This is a genomic window from Paraburkholderia sartisoli, assembly GCF_900107685.1.
Taxonomy (GTDB): domain Bacteria; phylum Pseudomonadota; class Gammaproteobacteria; order Burkholderiales; family Burkholderiaceae; genus Paraburkholderia; species Paraburkholderia sartisoli.
Map to the genome: position 1 here is coordinate 1 of NZ_FNRQ01000010.1, position 13,824 is coordinate 13,824.

Genomic DNA, 13,824 nt, shown 5'->3' on the forward strand with positions numbered 1-13,824 from the left:
GCCGACGCGCTGGACACGTACATCCCGACGCCGGAGCGCGCAGTGGATGGCGCGTTCCTGATGCCGGTGGAAGACGTGTTCTCGATCTCGGGTCGCGGCACGGTGGTGACGGGTCGCGTTGAGCGTGGCGTGGTGAAGGTCGGTGAGGAAATCGAAATCGTCGGTATCAAGCCGACGGTGAAGACGACGTGCACGGGCGTGGAAATGTTCCGCAAGCTGCTCGACCAGGGTCAGGCGGGCGACAACGTGGGTATCCTGCTGCGCGGCACGAAGCGTGAAGACGTGGAGCGTGGCCAGGTGCTGGCCAAGCCGGGTTCGATCAACCCGCACACGCACTTCACGGCTGAAGTGTACGTGCTGAGCAAGGACGAAGGTGGCCGTCATACGCCGTTCTTCAACAACTATCGTCCGCAGTTCTACTTCCGTACGACGGACGTGACGGGCTCGATCGAGTTGCCGAAGGACAAGGAAATGGTCATGCCGGGCGACAACGTGTCGATCACGGTGAAGCTGATCAACCCGATCGCGATGGAAGAAGGCCTGCGCTTCGCCATCCGTGAAGGTGGCCGTACCGTCGGCGCCGGTGTCGTTGCAAAGATCCTCGAGTAAAATAGACGGATTGCAGTTGTAGTAGATGTGGTGCCCGGAGCCGGGCGCCCGCCCGCGGTGGGTGTCCGGCTCTTCGTTCTTTTATTGTCTGGCGGCGCAACGCTGCCTCGCTCTTTTCAAGGAATCGTCATGCAGAACCAGAAAATCCGCATTCGCCTGAAGGCTTTCGACTATCGTCTGATCGATCAATCGGCAGCTGAAATCGTTGATACGGCCAAGCGGACTGGCGCTATCGTTCGTGGTCCGGTACCCCTGCCGACCCGTATCCAGCGTTTCGACATCCTGCGCTCGCCGCACGTCAACAAGACGTCGCGTGATCAGCTCGAAATCCGTACGCACCAACGTCTGATGGACATCGTCGATCCGACGGACAAGACCGTTGACGCGCTGATGAAGCTCGATCTGCCGGCTGGCGTGGACGTGGAAATCAAGCTGCAATAAGGCTTTCGGGCAGCACCCGGCTCATCGGGTGATGCTAAGTCATTGATTGCTTGCGGAAAACGAAAAGCCTCGCTATAATGCAAGGCTTTTCGCGCATTTGCGCAAAAAAGTCGGTGCTATTCAGTTCGAAAAACACCGGCATTTTGTAAATTAGCCCCGACCAATCGCAGTCGGGAATGGAGAAAACGATGAGCCTTGGACTCGTAGGTCGCAAGGTTGGCATGACCCGTATCTTCACGGCTGACGGGGATTCGATTCCCGTAACCGTGCTGGACGTGTCCGACAACCGCGTGACGCAGATCAAGACTGTTGAAACCGACGGCTACACCGCCGTTCAGGTTGCATTCGGTACCCGCCGTGCATCGCGTGTGACGAAGCCGCTGGCAGGTCATCTTGCCAAAGCAGGCGTCGAAGCCGGCGAAATCCTCAAGGAATTCAAGATCGATGCCACCAAGGCTGCCGAGCTGTCGAATGGCGCCGTGGTCGGTCCCGACCTCTTCGAAGTAGGCCAGAAGGTCGACGTGCAAGGCGTGTCGATCGGTAAGGGCTACGCCGGTACCATCAAGCGTTACAACTTCGCATCTGGCCGTGCATCGCACGGTAACTCGCGCTCGCACAACGTGCCGGGTTCGATCGGTATGGCGCAGGATCCGGGTCGTGTTTTCCCGGGTAAGCGCATGACCGGTCACATGGGTGACGACACCGTAACCGTGCAAAACCTCGAAATCGCTCGTATCGACGCCGACCGCAAGCTGTTGCTGGTCAAGGGTGCTGTTCCGGGCGCGAAGGGCGGCAAGGTTTTCGTGACGCCGGCTGTGAAGACGCGCGCCGTGAAAGGAGCGAAATAATGGAACTTAAGCTCCTGAATGCCAATGGTCAGGAAGGTGCAGCTGTTAGCGCGTCGGACGTCGTGTTCGGCCGTGACTACAACGAAGCCCTGATTCACCAGGTCGTGGTCGCCTACCAGGCGAATGCCCGTAGCGGCAACCGCGCGCAGAAGGATCGTGAGCAGGTCAAGCACACGACCAAGAAGCCGTGGCGCCAGAAGGGTACGGGCCGCGCTCGTGCCGGTATGTCGTCGAGCCCGTTGTGGCGCGGCGGTGGCCGTATCTTCCCGAATTCGCCGGAAGAAAACTTTTCGCACAAGGTCAACAAGAAGATGCATCGCGCAGGTCTCTGCTCGATCTTCTCGCAGCTGGCCCGTGAAGGCCGTATCTCGGTGGTCGACGAGCTGACGCTCGAAGCACCGAAGACGAAGCTGCTGGCTGAAAAATTCAAGGCGATGGGTCTCGACTCCGTGCTGGTCATTACCGACACGGTTGACGAAAACCTGTACCTCGCGTCGCGCAACCTCGCCCACGTGGCAGTTGTCGAGCCGCGTTACGCCGACCCGCTCTCGCTGATCTACTTCAAGAAGATCCTGATCACGAAGGCTGCGGTCGCCCAGATCGAGGAGTTGCTGTCATGAGCGAGATTCGCAAGAACGATCATCGTTTGATGCAGGTTCTGCTCGCGCCGGTGATCTCCGAAAAGGCGACGCTGGTGGCCGACAAGAACGAGCAGGTTGTGTTCGAAGTTGCGCCGGATGCTACGAAGCAGGAAGTCAAGGCTGCTGTCGAACTGCTGTTCAAGGTGGAAGTCGACTCCGTCAATGTGCTGGTCGCGAAGGGCAAAGCCAAGCGCTTTGGTCGCTTCATGGGCAAGCGCAAGGACGTGAAGAAGGCGTATGTCTGCCTGAAGCCGGGTCAGGAAATCAACTTTGAAGCGGAGGCCAAGTAATCATGGCAATCGTTAAAGTTAAGCCGACTTCGCCGGGTCGCCGCGCGATGGTCAAGGTGGTCAACAAGGATCTGCACAAGGGCAAGCCGTACGCACCGCTGCTCGACTCGCAGAGCGTGACCGCCGGCCGTAACAACAACGGCCACATCACCACGCGCCATAAGGGCGGTGGTCATAAGCAGCAATATCGTATCGTCGACTTCCGTCGTACGAAAGACGGCATTCCGGCGAAGGTCGAGCGTCTCGAGTATGACCCGAACCGTAGCGCGAACATCGCGCTGGTTCTGTACGCAGACGGTGAGCGCAAGTACATCATCGCGCCGAAGGGTGTGACGGTTGGTCAGCAACTGATGTCGGGTTCGGAAGCTCCGATCCGTGCAGGTAACACGCTGCCGATCCGTAACATTCCGGTTGGTACGACGATTCACTGCATCGAAATGCTGCCGGGCAAGGGCGCGCAAATGGCGCGTTCGGCCGGTACATCGGCGATGCTGCTGGCTCGTGAAGGCATCTACGCACAGGTCCGCCTGCGTTCGGGTGAAATCCGCCGCGTTCACGTCGAATGCCGCGCGACGATTGGTGAAGTTGGCAACGAAGAGCACAGCCTCCGTCAAATCGGTAAGGCTGGCGCGAACCGCTGGCGCGGTATCCGCCCGACGGTGCGTGGCGTTGCAATGAACCCGGTCGATCACCCGCACGGTGGTGGTGAAGGCAAGACGGCTGCAGGTCGCGATCCGGTGAGCCCGTGGGGCACGCCGACGAAGGGTTATCGTACCCGCAGCAACAAGCGCACGACGAGCATGATCGTCCAGCGCCGTCACAAGCGCTAAGGAGTAAGCAATGGCACGTTCTGTAAAAAAAGGTCCGTTCTGCGACGCCCATTTGCTGAAGAAAGTCGAGTCGGCAGCTGCTTCGCGTGACAAGAAGCCGATCAAAACCTGGTCGCGCCGTTCGACGATTCTGCCAGATTTCATCGGCCTGACGATTGCCGTGCATAACGGCCGTCAACACGTTCCGGTGTATATCTCGGAAAACATGGTCGGCCACAAGCTTGGCGAGTTCGCATTGACCCGGACGTTCAAGGGTCATGCGGCCGACAAGAAGGCCAAGAAATAAGGGGTATCAAGATGGAAGTGAAAGCAATTCATCGCGGTGCCCGCATCTCGGCGCAGAAAACGCGCCTTGTGGCTGACCAGATCCGCGGTTTGCCGGTCGACAAGGCGCTGAACGTTCTGACGTTCTCGCCGAAGAAGGCTGCGGGAATCGTGAAAAAGGTCGTGCTGTCGGCGATCGCGAATGCGGAGCACAACGAAGGCGCCGATATCGATGAGCTCAAGATCACGAGCATCTACATCGACAAGGCCGCCTCTCTCAAGCGTTTCACTGCGCGCGCTAAAGGCCGCGGTAATCGCATCGAGAAGCAATCCTGTCACATCACTGTGACGGTCGGAAATTAAGGGGTCATACGATGGGACAAAAAATTCATCCGACTGGCTTCCGTTTGGCCGTCAGCCGTAATTGGGCATCGCGTTGGTACGCGAACAACACCAATTTCGCGGCGATGTTGCAGGAAGACATCGGTGTTCGTGAATACCTGAAGAAGAAGCTGAAGAACGCTTCGGTTGGTCGCGTCGTTATCGAGCGTCCGGCGAAAAACGCGCGCATCACGATTTATAGCTCGCGTCCGGGTGTGGTCATCGGCAAGAAGGGCGAGGATATTGAGCTGTTGAAGTCGGAACTGCAACGCCGCATGGGCGTTCCGGTCCACGTCAACATCGAGGAAATCCGCAAGCCGGAAACCGATGCGCAACTGATCGCCGATTCGATCACGCAACAGCTCGAGCGCCGGATCATGTTCCGCCGCGCGATGAAGCGTGCGATGCAAAACGCCATGCGTCTGGGTGCTCAGGGCATCAAGATCATGAGCGCCGGCCGTCTGAACGGTATCGAAATCGCTCGTACCGAGTGGTATCGCGAAGGTCGCGTGCCCCTTCATACGCTGCGTGCTGATATCGATTACGCGACTTCGGAAGCGAAAACGACGTACGGCATCATCGGCGTGAAGGTGTGGGTCTACAAGGGCGACACGCTCGGCCGCAACGACGCACCGGTGGTCGAAGAAGTCGCCGAAGAAAAGCGTCCGCGCCGCAACGCACGTCCGGGTGGCGATCGCCGTCCGCGTCGCGATGGTGAAGGCGGTGGCCCGGCAGGTGCGCGCCGTGGCGCTCCCCGTCGTACGGGCGGTGCCGGCGGCGACGGTAAGACTGGAGAATAACGATGCTGCAACCGAAACGCAGAAAGTATCGCAAAGAGCAGAAGGGTCGTAACACCGGTATCGCAACCCGCGGCAACGCGGTGTCGTTCGGTGAATTCGGCCTGAAGGCTATCGGTCGTGGTCGTTTGACCGCGCGCCAGATTGAAGCGGCGCGTCGTGCAATGACGCGTCACATCAAGCGTGGTGGCCGCATCTGGATCCGTATCTTCCCGGACAAGCCGATCTCGCACAAGCCGGCGGAAGTACGTATGGGTAACGGTAAAGGTAACCCTGAGTACTACGTCGCGGAGATTCAACCGGGCAAGATGCTGTACGAAATGGACGGCGTAACCGAAGAGCTGGCACGCGAAGCGTTCCGTCTGGCTGCAGCAAAGCTGCCGCTGAAGACGAGCTTCATCGTGCGTCAGCTCGGCGCCTAAGGAGTAGATGATGAAGGCTTCCGAACTTCACCAGAAAGATCAGGCCGCGCTCAACAAGGAGCTGTCGGACCTGTTGAAGGCGCAATTCGGCCTGCGCATGCAACTCGCGACCCAGCAGCTCACGAACACGAGCCAGCTGAAGAAAGTTCGTCGCGATATCGCTCGTGTGCGGACCGTCCTGACTGAGAAGGCGAACCAGAAATGAACGATAGCGTAAAAACCTCGCTCAAGCGGACGCTGGTCGGCAAGGTCGTCAGCAACAAGATGGACAAGACGGTCACCGTGCTGGTCGAGCACCGCGTGAAGCACCCGATTTATGGCAAGTACGTCGTGCGTTCGAAGAAGTACCACGCACACGACGACGCAAACATGTACAACGAGGGTGACCTCGTTGAAATCCAGGAGACTCGCCCGATTTCGAAGACGAAGGCCTGGACCGTGGCTCGCCTGATCGAAGCTGCTCGCGTCATCTGACGCCGCAAGTTGTAGAAGTAGTTGAAATCGCAGTAAGTTTCGCTTGCAAGACCGGGATTATTTGTTATAATCTCGGTCTTCCCTCTTTTATGGGAGCCCCGTCGCGGGCGAAGTTGGTGGGGGGAGCGGTTCGGGCGCCAGTCTGTTCCGAAGGATTCACCGGATTGCGATGGCGGGTTTCGTTTGCCGTCGCTGCTGTTCTAACCCAAGCAGCCGATTGGCTGACGGGACCAAGACTGACCGGGTGCGCCATGGTGGTGTGACCGGATTAAGTTGGGAAAGATAAACCATGATCCAGACCGAAACTCGGCTTGAAGTGGCCGACAACACAGGTGCGCGTGAAGTCATGTGCATCAAGGTGCTCGGCGGCTCGAAGCGTCGTTATGCCAGCATTGGCGACATCATCAAGGTGACCGTCAAAGAAGCAACGCCGCGCGGGCGCGTGAAGAAAGGCGAAATTTATAACGCCGTGGTGGTCCGTACCGCCAAGGGTGTGCGCCGTCAGGACGGCTCGCTGATCAAGTTCGACGGCAACGCAGCTGTGCTGTTGAATGCCAAGCTCGAGCCCATTGGCACCCGTATTTTCGGGCCTGTCACGCGCGAGTTGCGCAGCGAACGATTCATGAAGATCGTTTCGCTGGCACCTGAAGTGCTGTAAGGAGTCGCGATGAACAAGATTCGCAAAGGTGACGAAGTTATCGTCATCACCGGCAAAGATAAAGGCAAGCGCGGCGTCGTGCTGTCCGTTGGCGAAGGCAAAGTGATTGTCGAGGGTATCAACCTCGTCAAGAAGCACGTCAAGCCGAACCCGATGAAGGGAACGACGGGCGGTGTGGAAGCCAAGACGATGCCGCTGCAAATTTCGAACGTCGCATTGGTCGACGCGAATGGCAAGGCGTCGCGTGTAGGCATCAAGGTCGAAGGAGACAAGAAAGTCCGTTTCCTTAAGACGACCGGTGCTGAGCTGAGCGCCTGACGCTGCGGAGTAAAAAATGGCTCGTTTGCAAGAATTTTACAAAGAGAAGGTTGTACCCGGCCTCGTCGAGAAGTTCGGTTACAAATCCGTGATGGAAGTGCCGCGCATCACCAAGATCACCCTGAACATGGGTGTGGGTGAGGCGATTGCGGACAAAAAAGTCATCGAGAACGCTATTGGCGACCTCACGAAGATTGCTGGCCAGAAGCCTGTGATCACGAAGGCACGCAAGGCAATCGCTGGCTTCAAGATCCGTCAGGGCTATCCGATCGGTGCAATGGTCACGTTGCGTGGTCAAGCGATGTACGAATTTCTCGACCGTTTCGTGACGGTTGCGCTCCCCCGGGTGCGTGACTTCCGTGGCGTGTCGGGTCGTGCGTTCGATGGTCGCGGCAACTACAACATCGGTGTGAAAGAGCAGATCATTTTCCCCGAAATCGACTACGACAAAATCGACGCGCTGCGTGGGCTGAACATCAGCATCACGACGACTGCGAAGACCGACGACGAAGCAAAGGCTCTGCTCGCCAGCTTCAAGTTCCCGTTCAGAAACTGAGGTTACCGTGGCTAAACTGGCACTGATCGAACGTGAAAAGAAGCGTGCACGCCTCGCGGCCAAGTTCGCTCCCAAGCGCACTGAGCTGAAGGCGGTCATCGACGACCAAAGCAAGTCGGATGAAGAGCGTTATGCAGCCCGTCTGGAACTGCAGCAACTGCCGCGCAACTCTAACCCGACCCGTAAGCGCAATCGTTGCGCGATCACCGGTCGCCCGCGCGGCACGTTCCGTAAATTCGGGCTGGCGCGTAACAAGATTCGCGAAATCGCGTTCCGCGGCGAGATCCCTGGCCTGACCAAGGCGAGCTGGTAATAGGAGAAACGTAAATGAGCATGAGTGATCCTATCGCCGATATGCTGACTCGCATCCGCAACGCGCAGATGGTCGAGAAGGTTTCGGTGACAATGCCCTCGTCAAAAGTGAAGGTTGCGATTGCGCAGGTCCTGAAGGACGAAGGCTATATCGATGATTTCGCAGTGAAGGCTGAAGGTGCGAAATCTGAATTGAACATCGCGTTGAAGTACTACGCGGGCCGTCCGGTTATCGAGCGCCTTGAACGCGTCTCGAAGCCTGGTCTGCGTGTATATCGCGGTCGTAACGACATCCCGACGGTCATGAATGGCCTCGGCGTGGCAATCGTGTCAACGCCGAAGGGTGTGATGACGGACCGCAAGGCGCGCGCTACGGGCGTTGGTGGCGAAGTCATCTGCTACGTCGCTTAAGGCCGAAAGGAGAGAGAAACATGTCTCGAGTAGGTAAAAGCCCGATCGCGCTGCAAGGCGCAGAAGTGGCCCTGAGCGACGAACGCATTACCGTCAAGGGCCCGCTGGGTACGATTACACAAGCTGCAAATCGCCTCGTGAAAGTGGTAAACGACAACGGCACGCTGAAAGTCGAGCCGGTTGACGAAAGCCGCGAAGCGAACGCGATGTCGGGCACGATGCGCGCGCTGGTTGCGAACATGGTGAACGGCGTGACGAAGGGTTTCGAGCGCAAGCTGACGCTGGTTGGCGTCGGTTACCGCGCACAGGCGCAAGGCGACAAGCTGAATCTGTCGCTGGGTTTCTCGCACCCGGTGGTGCACCAGATGCCGGAAGGCGTGAAGGCTGAAACCCCGTCGCAAACCGAAATCGTGATCAAGGGGATCAATAAACAGCAAGTTGGCCAGGTCGCTGCAGAAGTGCGCGGCTATCGTCCGCCGGAGCCCTACAAGGGCAAGGGTGTGCGTTACGCCAACGAGGTTGTGATCCTCAAAGAAACGAAGAAGAAGTAAGGGTGCGCAATCATGGATAAGACTCAATCTCGCCTGCGCCGCGCTCGTCAGACGCGTATCAAGATCGCTGAGCTGCAGGTCGCGCGTCTCGCCGTGCATCGCACGAACACGCACATCTATGCACAGGTGTTCTCGCCGTGCGGCACCAAGGTGCTCGCCAGCGCGTCGACGCTCGAAGCCGAAGTGCGTGCGCAACTGGCTGACCAGTCGGGCAAGGGTGGCAACGTCGCCGCTGCCACGCTGATCGGCAAGCGCATTGCAGAAAAGGCTAAGGCTGCCGGCATCGAATCCGTCGCCTTCGACCGTTCGGGTTTCCGTTACCACGGCCGCGTGAAAGCGCTGGCTGATGCGGCGCGCGAAGCCGGACTCAAGTTCTAAGGGAAGAATTCGTCATGGCAAAGATGCAAGCGAAAGTTCAGGCTGACGAACGCGACGACGGCCTTCGTGAAAAGATGATTTCGGTCAACCGCGTGACCAAGGTCGTGAAGGGTGGCCGTATTCTCGGCTTCGCCGCACTGACCGTGGTTGGCGACGGTGATGGCCGCATCGGCATGGGCAAGGGCAAAGCGAAGGAAGTTCCGGTTGCTGTTCAAAAGGCAATGGAACAGGCTCGTCGCAACATGTTCAAGGTGCCGCTCAAGAATGGTACGTTGCAGCACGAAGTGCATGGCAAGCACGGCGCATCCGCTGTCCTCCTCGCTCCGGCGAAGGATGGTACGGGCGTGATCGCTGGTGGTCCGATGCGCGCAGTGTTCGACGTGATGGGCGTGCAAAATGTGGTGGCCAAGAGCCACGGTTCGACGAACCCTTACAACCTCGTCCGTGCGACGCTCGACGGTCTGCGCAAGCAGTCCACTCCGGGCGACATCGCGGCGAAGCGTGGTAAGTCTGTCGAAGATATTTTGGGCTAAGCCAGGTGGTCACCATGTCTGAAAAAACTGTCAAGGTTCAGCTCGTCAAGAGCCTGATTGGGACCCGCGAAACGCACCGTGCAACGGTACGTGGTCTGGGCCTGCGCCGACTCAACTCGGTTAGCGAGCTGCAGGACACGCCGGCTGTGCGCGGCATGATCAACAAGGTTTCGTACCTCGTTAAGGTCATCAGCTAAGCGGCTGACCAGGACTCAAGGAGTTGATAATGGAATTGAATAACCTGAAGCCGGCAGAAGGTTCGAAGCACGCAAAGCGTCGCGTCGGTCGTGGCATCGGCTCCGGACTCGGCAAGACCGCAGGTCGCGGTCACAAGGGTCAGAAGTCGCGTTCGGGCGGCTTTCACAAGGTTGGCTTCGAAGGCGGTCAAATGCCGCTGCAACGTCGCCTGCCGAAGCGTGGCTTCACGTCGCTGACGAGGGAATTTGTCGGCGAAGTGCGTCTCTCGGATCTGGAAAAGCTGCCGGTCGATGAAATCGATCTGCTGGCTCTGAAGCAAGCCGGCCTGGTCGGTGAGCTGATCAAGAGCGCCAAGATCATCGCGACGGGCGAACTGAAGCGCAAGATCGTTGTGAAGGGTCTGAGTGCGACGAAGGGTGCACGTGCTGCTATCGAAGCAGCAGGTGGCTCTTTTGCCGAGTAACGTGCAAGTCGATTGCCGTCACTAGCATTTGCATCGGAGAAGGTACTTGGCTAACAGCCCGAGTCTCGCAAAACCCGGTCGAAGCGCGGCGAAGTTTGGCGATCTGCGTCGGCGGGCAGTATTTCTGCTGCTGGCGTTGATCGTCTACCGTATCGGCGCGCATATTCCGGTGCCGGGTATCGACCCGGACCAGCTGGCGAAGCTGTTCCAAAGCCAGTCGGGCGGCATCCTTGGCATGTTCAACATGTTCTCGGGTGGCGCACTCTCGCGGTTCACGATTTTCGCGCTTGGGATCATGCCGTACATTTCGGCGTCGATCATCATGCAGTTGCTGGCGATTGTCTCGCCGCAACTCGAGGCGCTGAAGAAAGAAGGGCAGGCGGGGCAGCGGAAAATTACGCAGTACACGCGGATCTTTACCGTGCTGCTTGCTACTTTCCAGGCGTTCGGCATTGCCGTTGCGCTTGAGAATCAGCCGGCGCTCGTCATTGATCCGGGTATGGTGTTCCGGCTCACGACGGTTGTGACGCTGGTTACCGGTACGATGTTCCTGATGTGGCTGGGTGAGCAGATCACGGAGCGCGGACTTGGTAACGGCATCTCGATCATCATTTTCGGCGGTATTGCAGCGGGTTTTCCGAATGCAATCGGTGGTCTGTTCTCGCTGGTGCAAACCGGCTCGATGGGGCCGGTTTCGGCGATTATCGTCGTCGCGTTGATTGCTGCTGTGACGTATGTGGTTGTGTTCATCGAACGCGGCCAGCGCAAGATTCTTGTGAATTACGCCAAGCGGCAGGTGGGCAACAAGATTTACGGCGGCCAGTCTTCGCATTTGCCGCTGAAGCTGAACATGTCGGGTGTGATTCCGCCGATCTTTGCGTCGTCGATCATTCTCTTCCCGGCAACCATCCTGAACTGGTTCAGTTCGGGGTCGCGTACCGGCTGGTTTGGCGACACGCTGCATAACGTGGCTGAGGCGCTCAAACCCGGGCAACCGGTGTACGTGTTGTTGTACGCGTTGGCGATCGTATTCTTCTGCTTTTTCTACACCGCGCTGGTGTTCAACAGCAGGGAGACGGCCGACAACCTGAAGAAAAGCGGCGCTTTCGTACCGGGCATCCGTCCGGGCGATCAGACGGCTCGATATATCGACCGCATCCTCACGCGTTTGACGCTGGCTGGTGCGATCTACATTGTGTTCGTTTGTCTGCTGCCTGAGTTTCTGGTACTGCGCTGGAATGTGCCGTTTTATTTCGGTGGAACGTCACTGCTGATCATTGTCGTCGTCACAATGGACTTCATGGCGCAGGTGCAGTCGTACGTTATGTCGCAACAGTATGAATCGCTGCTGAAGAAAGCCAATTTCAAAGGCGGCGGCGTCCCGATGCGTTGAAAGGACTTATGGCCAAAGACGATGTAATCCAGATGCAGGGTGAAGTCATCGAAAACCTGCCTAACGCTACCTTCAGGGTAAAGCTGGAAAACGGCCATGTCGTATTGGGACACATATCCGGCAAGATGCGGATGCATTACATCCGAATCCTGCCGGGCGACAAGGTGACGGTTGAATTGACGCCTTACGATCTGTCGCGTGCGCGGATCGTGTTCCGGGCGAAGTGATTTGAAAAAAGGGTAATATCATGAAAGTGATGGCATCGGTTAAGCGCATTTGCCGCAATTGCAAGATCATCAAGCGCAAGGGCGTTGTGCGCGTGATTTGCAGCTCTGATCCGCGCCACAAACAGCGTCAAGGCTGAACGCCGCGCTTTTGCTTGCGCTTTTTGTTTGAGGAAAAACAATGGCTCGTATCGCAGGGGTTAACATCCCGAATCACCAGCATACCGAAATCGGCCTGACGGCAATTTATGGTATCGGCCGCACGCGCTCGCGCGACATTTGCGTCGCTGCTGGTGTGGCATTTTCGAAGAAGGTCAAGGACCTGAACGACGCAGACCTCGAAAAGCTGCGTGAAGAAGTCGGCAAGTTCATCGTTGAAGGCGATCTTCGCCGTGAAACGACGATGAACATCAAGCGCCTGATGGATCTCGGCTGCTACCGTGGCGTGCGTCACCGCAAGGGCCTGCCCCTGCGTGGCCAGCGCACGCGTACGAATGCCCGTACGCGCAAGGGTCCGCGTCGTGCAGCGCAATCGCTGAAGAAGTAAGCGGAACTGACAGTTACAGGAAAACGTAATGGCTAAGGCTTCGAACAACTCCGCGGCGCAACGCGTTCGCAAGAAGGTCAAGAAGAACGTCGCCGAGGGCGTGGTTCACGTTCACGCGTCGTTCAACAACACCATCATCACGATCACCGATCGTCAAGGCAACGCGCTTGCCTGGGCAACGTCGGGTGGCCAGGGTTTCAAGGGCTCGCGTAAATCGACGCCGTTTGCAGCTCAGGTTGCAGCCGAGTCGGCTGGTCGTGTGGCGCTGGAATACGGCGTAAAGAATCTCGAAGTACGGATCAAGGGCCCTGGTCCTGGCCGTGAGTCCGCGGTGCGCGCGCTGCATGGTCTTGGCATCAAGATCACCGCGATTTCCGACGTGACGCCGGTTCCGCACAACGGCTGCCGTCCGCCGAAGCGTCGTCGTATCTAAGACGCTGTTTTGTCAGCGCTCGTTGACGCTTCGCGCGCCGACGGGCTGCTTGCGTTATTGAATTGACTAAGCCCACCGTTCGACCCAAAGGGTTCGGACTAGCGTGAATCCAGATTCACGTGATTAATCAGAGAAGGAATCAACGTGGCACGTTATATCGGCCCCAAGGCCAAGCTCTCCCGCCGTGAAGGCACTGACCTCTTCCTGAAGAGCGCCCGTCGTTCGCTCGCTGACAAGTGCAAGCTTGACAGCAAGCCGGGCCAGCACGGCCGCACGTCGGGTGCACGTACGTCCGATTACGGCACGCAGCTGCGCGAAAAGCAAAAAGTAAAGCGCATCTACGGTGTCCTCGAACGCCAGTTCCGCCGTTACTTCGCTGAAGCTGACCGTCTCAAGGGCAACACGGGTGAAAACCTGCTGCAACTGCTCGAGTCGCGTCTCGACAACGTTGTGTATCGCATGGGTTTCGGCTCGACGCGCGCAGAAGCACGTCAGCTGGTCGGCCACAAGGCGATCACGGTGAACGGCGTTGTGACCAACATCCCGTCGCTGCAAGTGAAGGCAGGCGATGTGGTGGCGGTTCGTGAACAAGCGAAGAAGCAGGCGCGTATTCTCGAAGCGCTGTCGCTGGCCGAGCAAGGCGGACTGCCGGGCTGGGTCGCCGTCGATTCGAAGAAATTCGAAGGCACGTTCAAGCAAAAGCCGGAACGCAGCGACATCGCTGGCGATATCAACGAAAGCCTGATCGTCGAATTGTATTCGCGGTAATCGGATTAATGGCCGGGGCACCCTGATTGCGCTACGCAAGGGGGCGTCTCGGCTGTTTATTTTCAGGTTGTTACCGGTCAGCCT

Annotated in this window: 28 protein-coding genes; all 28 read left to right on the forward strand. The window is 58.0% G+C overall.

Annotated elements, in window-relative coordinates; translation table 11 throughout:
- Window positions 1-609, forward strand: a 609-nt coding sequence (locus BLV45_RS23610; RefSeq protein ID WP_245753512.1) for an EF-Tu C-terminal domain-related protein, incomplete at its 5' end; no start/stop codon positions are given.
- Window positions 610-738: 129 nt separating this feature from the next.
- On the forward strand, window positions 739-1,050 hold the full coding sequence (rpsJ, locus tag BLV45_RS23615; RefSeq protein ID WP_006998489.1) for a 30S ribosomal protein S10: 312 nt from the start codon (window positions 739-741) through the stop codon (window positions 1,048-1,050).
- A 188-nt stretch (window positions 1,051-1,238) separates the two neighbouring features.
- The gene (gene rplC, locus BLV45_RS23620; RefSeq protein WP_090537437.1) at window positions 1,239-1,898 is read left to right on the forward strand and encodes a 50S ribosomal protein L3; all 660 of its coding nucleotides are present in this window, start codon (window positions 1,239-1,241) and stop codon (window positions 1,896-1,898) included.
- On the forward strand, window positions 1,898-2,518 hold the full coding sequence (gene rplD, locus BLV45_RS23625) for a 50S ribosomal protein L4 (RefSeq protein WP_090537177.1): 621 nt from the start codon (window positions 1,898-1,900) through the stop codon (window positions 2,516-2,518). The genes rplC and rplD overlap by 1 nt, the downstream gene beginning before the upstream one ends.
- On the forward strand, window positions 2,515-2,829 hold the full coding sequence (gene rplW, locus BLV45_RS23630; RefSeq protein ID WP_090537179.1) for a 50S ribosomal protein L23: 315 nt from the start codon (window positions 2,515-2,517) through the stop codon (window positions 2,827-2,829). The genes rplD and rplW overlap by 4 nt, the downstream gene beginning before the upstream one ends.
- Window positions 2,830-2,831: 2 nt before the next feature.
- Window positions 2,832-3,659 (forward strand): 50S ribosomal protein L2, encoded by an 828-nt coding sequence (gene rplB / locus BLV45_RS23635; RefSeq protein ID WP_090537181.1) that lies wholly within the window; start codon window positions 2,832-2,834, stop codon window positions 3,657-3,659.
- Window positions 3,660-3,669: 10 nt separating this feature from the next.
- Window positions 3,670-3,945: a 30S ribosomal protein S19 gene (gene rpsS, locus BLV45_RS23640; protein WP_090537184.1), complete on the forward strand. Its 276-nt coding sequence runs from the start codon at window positions 3,670-3,672 to the stop codon at window positions 3,943-3,945.
- Between the two features lie 11 nt (window positions 3,946-3,956).
- Window positions 3,957-4,286: a 50S ribosomal protein L22 gene (gene rplV / locus BLV45_RS23645; RefSeq protein ID WP_011490054.1), complete on the forward strand. Its 330-nt coding sequence runs from the start codon at window positions 3,957-3,959 to the stop codon at window positions 4,284-4,286.
- A gap of 11 nt (window positions 4,287-4,297) precedes the next feature.
- Window positions 4,298-5,104 carry a 30S ribosomal protein S3 gene (gene rpsC, locus BLV45_RS23650; RefSeq protein WP_090537186.1) on the forward strand — a complete coding sequence of 269 codons (807 nt, stop codon included), beginning with the start codon at window positions 4,298-4,300 and terminating at the stop codon, window positions 5,102-5,104.
- Between the two features lie 2 nt (window positions 5,105-5,106).
- Window positions 5,107-5,523 (forward strand): 50S ribosomal protein L16, encoded by a 417-nt coding sequence (gene rplP / locus BLV45_RS23655; protein ID WP_090537188.1) that lies wholly within the window; start codon window positions 5,107-5,109, stop codon window positions 5,521-5,523.
- Between the two features lie 10 nt (window positions 5,524-5,533).
- Window positions 5,534-5,728 carry a 50S ribosomal protein L29 gene (gene rpmC, locus BLV45_RS23660; protein ID WP_007180130.1) on the forward strand — a complete coding sequence of 65 codons (195 nt, stop codon included), beginning with the start codon at window positions 5,534-5,536 and terminating at the stop codon, window positions 5,726-5,728.
- The gene (gene rpsQ, locus BLV45_RS23665; protein ID WP_090537190.1) at window positions 5,725-5,997 is read left to right on the forward strand and encodes a 30S ribosomal protein S17; all 273 of its coding nucleotides are present in this window, start codon (window positions 5,725-5,727) and stop codon (window positions 5,995-5,997) included. The genes rpmC and rpsQ overlap by 4 nt, the downstream gene beginning before the upstream one ends.
- A gap of 289 nt (window positions 5,998-6,286) precedes the next feature.
- On the forward strand, window positions 6,287-6,655 hold the full coding sequence (rplN, locus tag BLV45_RS23670; protein WP_006052212.1) for a 50S ribosomal protein L14: 369 nt from the start codon (window positions 6,287-6,289) through the stop codon (window positions 6,653-6,655).
- A 9-nt stretch (window positions 6,656-6,664) separates the two neighbouring features.
- On the forward strand, window positions 6,665-6,973 hold the full coding sequence (rplX, locus tag BLV45_RS23675) for a 50S ribosomal protein L24 (protein ID WP_006052213.1): 309 nt from the start codon (window positions 6,665-6,667) through the stop codon (window positions 6,971-6,973).
- Between the two features lie 16 nt (window positions 6,974-6,989).
- Window positions 6,990-7,529, forward strand: coding sequence for a 50S ribosomal protein L5 (gene rplE, locus BLV45_RS23680; RefSeq protein ID WP_090537192.1), 540 nt, complete (start codon window positions 6,990-6,992; stop codon window positions 7,527-7,529).
- A gap of 7 nt (window positions 7,530-7,536) precedes the next feature.
- Window positions 7,537-7,842, forward strand: a complete 306-nt coding sequence (rpsN, locus tag BLV45_RS23685; protein WP_090537194.1) for a 30S ribosomal protein S14 — start codon at window positions 7,537-7,539, stop codon at window positions 7,840-7,842.
- Window positions 7,843-7,856: 14 nt separating this feature from the next.
- A complete protein-coding gene (gene rpsH / locus BLV45_RS23690; protein WP_090537196.1) occupies window positions 7,857-8,252 on the forward strand; it encodes a 30S ribosomal protein S8 in 396 nt (131 codons plus the stop codon).
- A 20-nt stretch (window positions 8,253-8,272) separates the two neighbouring features.
- Window positions 8,273-8,803 (forward strand): 50S ribosomal protein L6, encoded by a 531-nt coding sequence (rplF, locus tag BLV45_RS23695; RefSeq protein WP_090537198.1) that lies wholly within the window; start codon window positions 8,273-8,275, stop codon window positions 8,801-8,803.
- 12 nt (window positions 8,804-8,815) lie between these two features.
- Window positions 8,816-9,181, forward strand: a complete 366-nt coding sequence (gene rplR, locus BLV45_RS23700) for a 50S ribosomal protein L18 (RefSeq protein WP_008923336.1) — start codon at window positions 8,816-8,818, stop codon at window positions 9,179-9,181.
- 14 nt (window positions 9,182-9,195) lie between these two features.
- Window positions 9,196-9,714: a 30S ribosomal protein S5 gene (rpsE, locus tag BLV45_RS23705; RefSeq protein WP_007180127.1), complete on the forward strand. Its 519-nt coding sequence runs from the start codon at window positions 9,196-9,198 to the stop codon at window positions 9,712-9,714.
- A 14-nt stretch (window positions 9,715-9,728) separates the two neighbouring features.
- Window positions 9,729-9,911 (forward strand): 50S ribosomal protein L30, encoded by a 183-nt coding sequence (rpmD, locus tag BLV45_RS23710; protein ID WP_006052220.1) that lies wholly within the window; start codon window positions 9,729-9,731, stop codon window positions 9,909-9,911.
- A gap of 29 nt (window positions 9,912-9,940) precedes the next feature.
- Window positions 9,941-10,375: a 50S ribosomal protein L15 gene (gene rplO, locus BLV45_RS23715; protein ID WP_090537200.1), complete on the forward strand. Its 435-nt coding sequence runs from the start codon at window positions 9,941-9,943 to the stop codon at window positions 10,373-10,375.
- Between the two features lie 46 nt (window positions 10,376-10,421).
- On the forward strand, window positions 10,422-11,768 hold the full coding sequence (gene secY, locus BLV45_RS23720) for a preprotein translocase subunit SecY (protein ID WP_090537202.1): 1,347 nt from the start codon (window positions 10,422-10,424) through the stop codon (window positions 11,766-11,768).
- Between the two features lie 8 nt (window positions 11,769-11,776).
- Window positions 11,777-11,995: a translation initiation factor IF-1 gene (infA, locus tag BLV45_RS23725; RefSeq protein ID WP_004521905.1), complete on the forward strand. Its 219-nt coding sequence runs from the start codon at window positions 11,777-11,779 to the stop codon at window positions 11,993-11,995.
- 20 nt (window positions 11,996-12,015) lie between these two features.
- The gene (rpmJ, locus tag BLV45_RS23730; RefSeq protein WP_004199844.1) at window positions 12,016-12,132 is read left to right on the forward strand and encodes a 50S ribosomal protein L36; all 117 of its coding nucleotides are present in this window, start codon (window positions 12,016-12,018) and stop codon (window positions 12,130-12,132) included.
- A 41-nt stretch (window positions 12,133-12,173) separates the two neighbouring features.
- Window positions 12,174-12,539 (forward strand): 30S ribosomal protein S13, encoded by a 366-nt coding sequence (gene rpsM, locus BLV45_RS23735; protein ID WP_006052223.1) that lies wholly within the window; start codon window positions 12,174-12,176, stop codon window positions 12,537-12,539.
- 28 nt (window positions 12,540-12,567) lie between these two features.
- Window positions 12,568-12,972, forward strand: a complete 405-nt coding sequence (gene rpsK, locus BLV45_RS23740; RefSeq protein ID WP_035506748.1) for a 30S ribosomal protein S11 — start codon at window positions 12,568-12,570, stop codon at window positions 12,970-12,972.
- A 144-nt stretch (window positions 12,973-13,116) separates the two neighbouring features.
- Window positions 13,117-13,740 carry a 30S ribosomal protein S4 gene (gene rpsD / locus BLV45_RS23745; RefSeq protein WP_090537205.1) on the forward strand — a complete coding sequence of 208 codons (624 nt, stop codon included), beginning with the start codon at window positions 13,117-13,119 and terminating at the stop codon, window positions 13,738-13,740.
- Window positions 13,741-13,824: the final 84 nt, after the last annotated feature.

Coding starts and splice junctions, on each gene's coding strand:
- rpsJ (WP_006998489.1), top strand. CDS start 739: ATGCAGAACCAGAAAATCCGCATTCGCCTGAAGGCTTTCGACTATCGT.
- rplC (WP_090537437.1), top strand. CDS start 1,239: ATGAGCCTTGGACTCGTAGGTCGCAAGGTTGGCATGACCCGTATCTTC.
- rplD (WP_090537177.1), top strand. CDS start 1,898: ATGGAACTTAAGCTCCTGAATGCCAATGGTCAGGAAGGTGCAGCTGTT.
- rplW (WP_090537179.1), top strand. CDS start 2,515: ATGAGCGAGATTCGCAAGAACGATCATCGTTTGATGCAGGTTCTGCTC.
- rplB (WP_090537181.1), top strand. CDS start 2,832: ATGGCAATCGTTAAAGTTAAGCCGACTTCGCCGGGTCGCCGCGCGATG.
- rpsS (WP_090537184.1), top strand. CDS start 3,670: ATGGCACGTTCTGTAAAAAAAGGTCCGTTCTGCGACGCCCATTTGCTG.
- rplV (WP_011490054.1), top strand. CDS start 3,957: ATGGAAGTGAAAGCAATTCATCGCGGTGCCCGCATCTCGGCGCAGAAA.
- rpsC (WP_090537186.1), top strand. CDS start 4,298: ATGGGACAAAAAATTCATCCGACTGGCTTCCGTTTGGCCGTCAGCCGT.
- rplP (WP_090537188.1), top strand. CDS start 5,107: ATGCTGCAACCGAAACGCAGAAAGTATCGCAAAGAGCAGAAGGGTCGT.
- rpmC (WP_007180130.1), top strand. CDS start 5,534: ATGAAGGCTTCCGAACTTCACCAGAAAGATCAGGCCGCGCTCAACAAG.
- rpsQ (WP_090537190.1), top strand. CDS start 5,725: ATGAACGATAGCGTAAAAACCTCGCTCAAGCGGACGCTGGTCGGCAAG.
- rplN (WP_006052212.1), top strand. CDS start 6,287: ATGATCCAGACCGAAACTCGGCTTGAAGTGGCCGACAACACAGGTGCG.
- rplX (WP_006052213.1), top strand. CDS start 6,665: ATGAACAAGATTCGCAAAGGTGACGAAGTTATCGTCATCACCGGCAAA.
- rplE (WP_090537192.1), top strand. CDS start 6,990: ATGGCTCGTTTGCAAGAATTTTACAAAGAGAAGGTTGTACCCGGCCTC.
- rpsH (WP_090537196.1), top strand. CDS start 7,857: ATGAGCATGAGTGATCCTATCGCCGATATGCTGACTCGCATCCGCAAC.
- rplF (WP_090537198.1), top strand. CDS start 8,273: ATGTCTCGAGTAGGTAAAAGCCCGATCGCGCTGCAAGGCGCAGAAGTG.
- rplR (WP_008923336.1), top strand. CDS start 8,816: ATGGATAAGACTCAATCTCGCCTGCGCCGCGCTCGTCAGACGCGTATC.
- rpsE (WP_007180127.1), top strand. CDS start 9,196: ATGGCAAAGATGCAAGCGAAAGTTCAGGCTGACGAACGCGACGACGGC.
- rpmD (WP_006052220.1), top strand. CDS start 9,729: ATGTCTGAAAAAACTGTCAAGGTTCAGCTCGTCAAGAGCCTGATTGGG.
- rplO (WP_090537200.1), top strand. CDS start 9,941: ATGGAATTGAATAACCTGAAGCCGGCAGAAGGTTCGAAGCACGCAAAG.
- infA (WP_004521905.1), top strand. CDS start 11,777: ATGGCCAAAGACGATGTAATCCAGATGCAGGGTGAAGTCATCGAAAAC.
- rpmJ (WP_004199844.1), top strand. CDS start 12,016: ATGAAAGTGATGGCATCGGTTAAGCGCATTTGCCGCAATTGCAAGATC.
- rpsM (WP_006052223.1), top strand. CDS start 12,174: ATGGCTCGTATCGCAGGGGTTAACATCCCGAATCACCAGCATACCGAA.
- rpsK (WP_035506748.1), top strand. CDS start 12,568: ATGGCTAAGGCTTCGAACAACTCCGCGGCGCAACGCGTTCGCAAGAAG.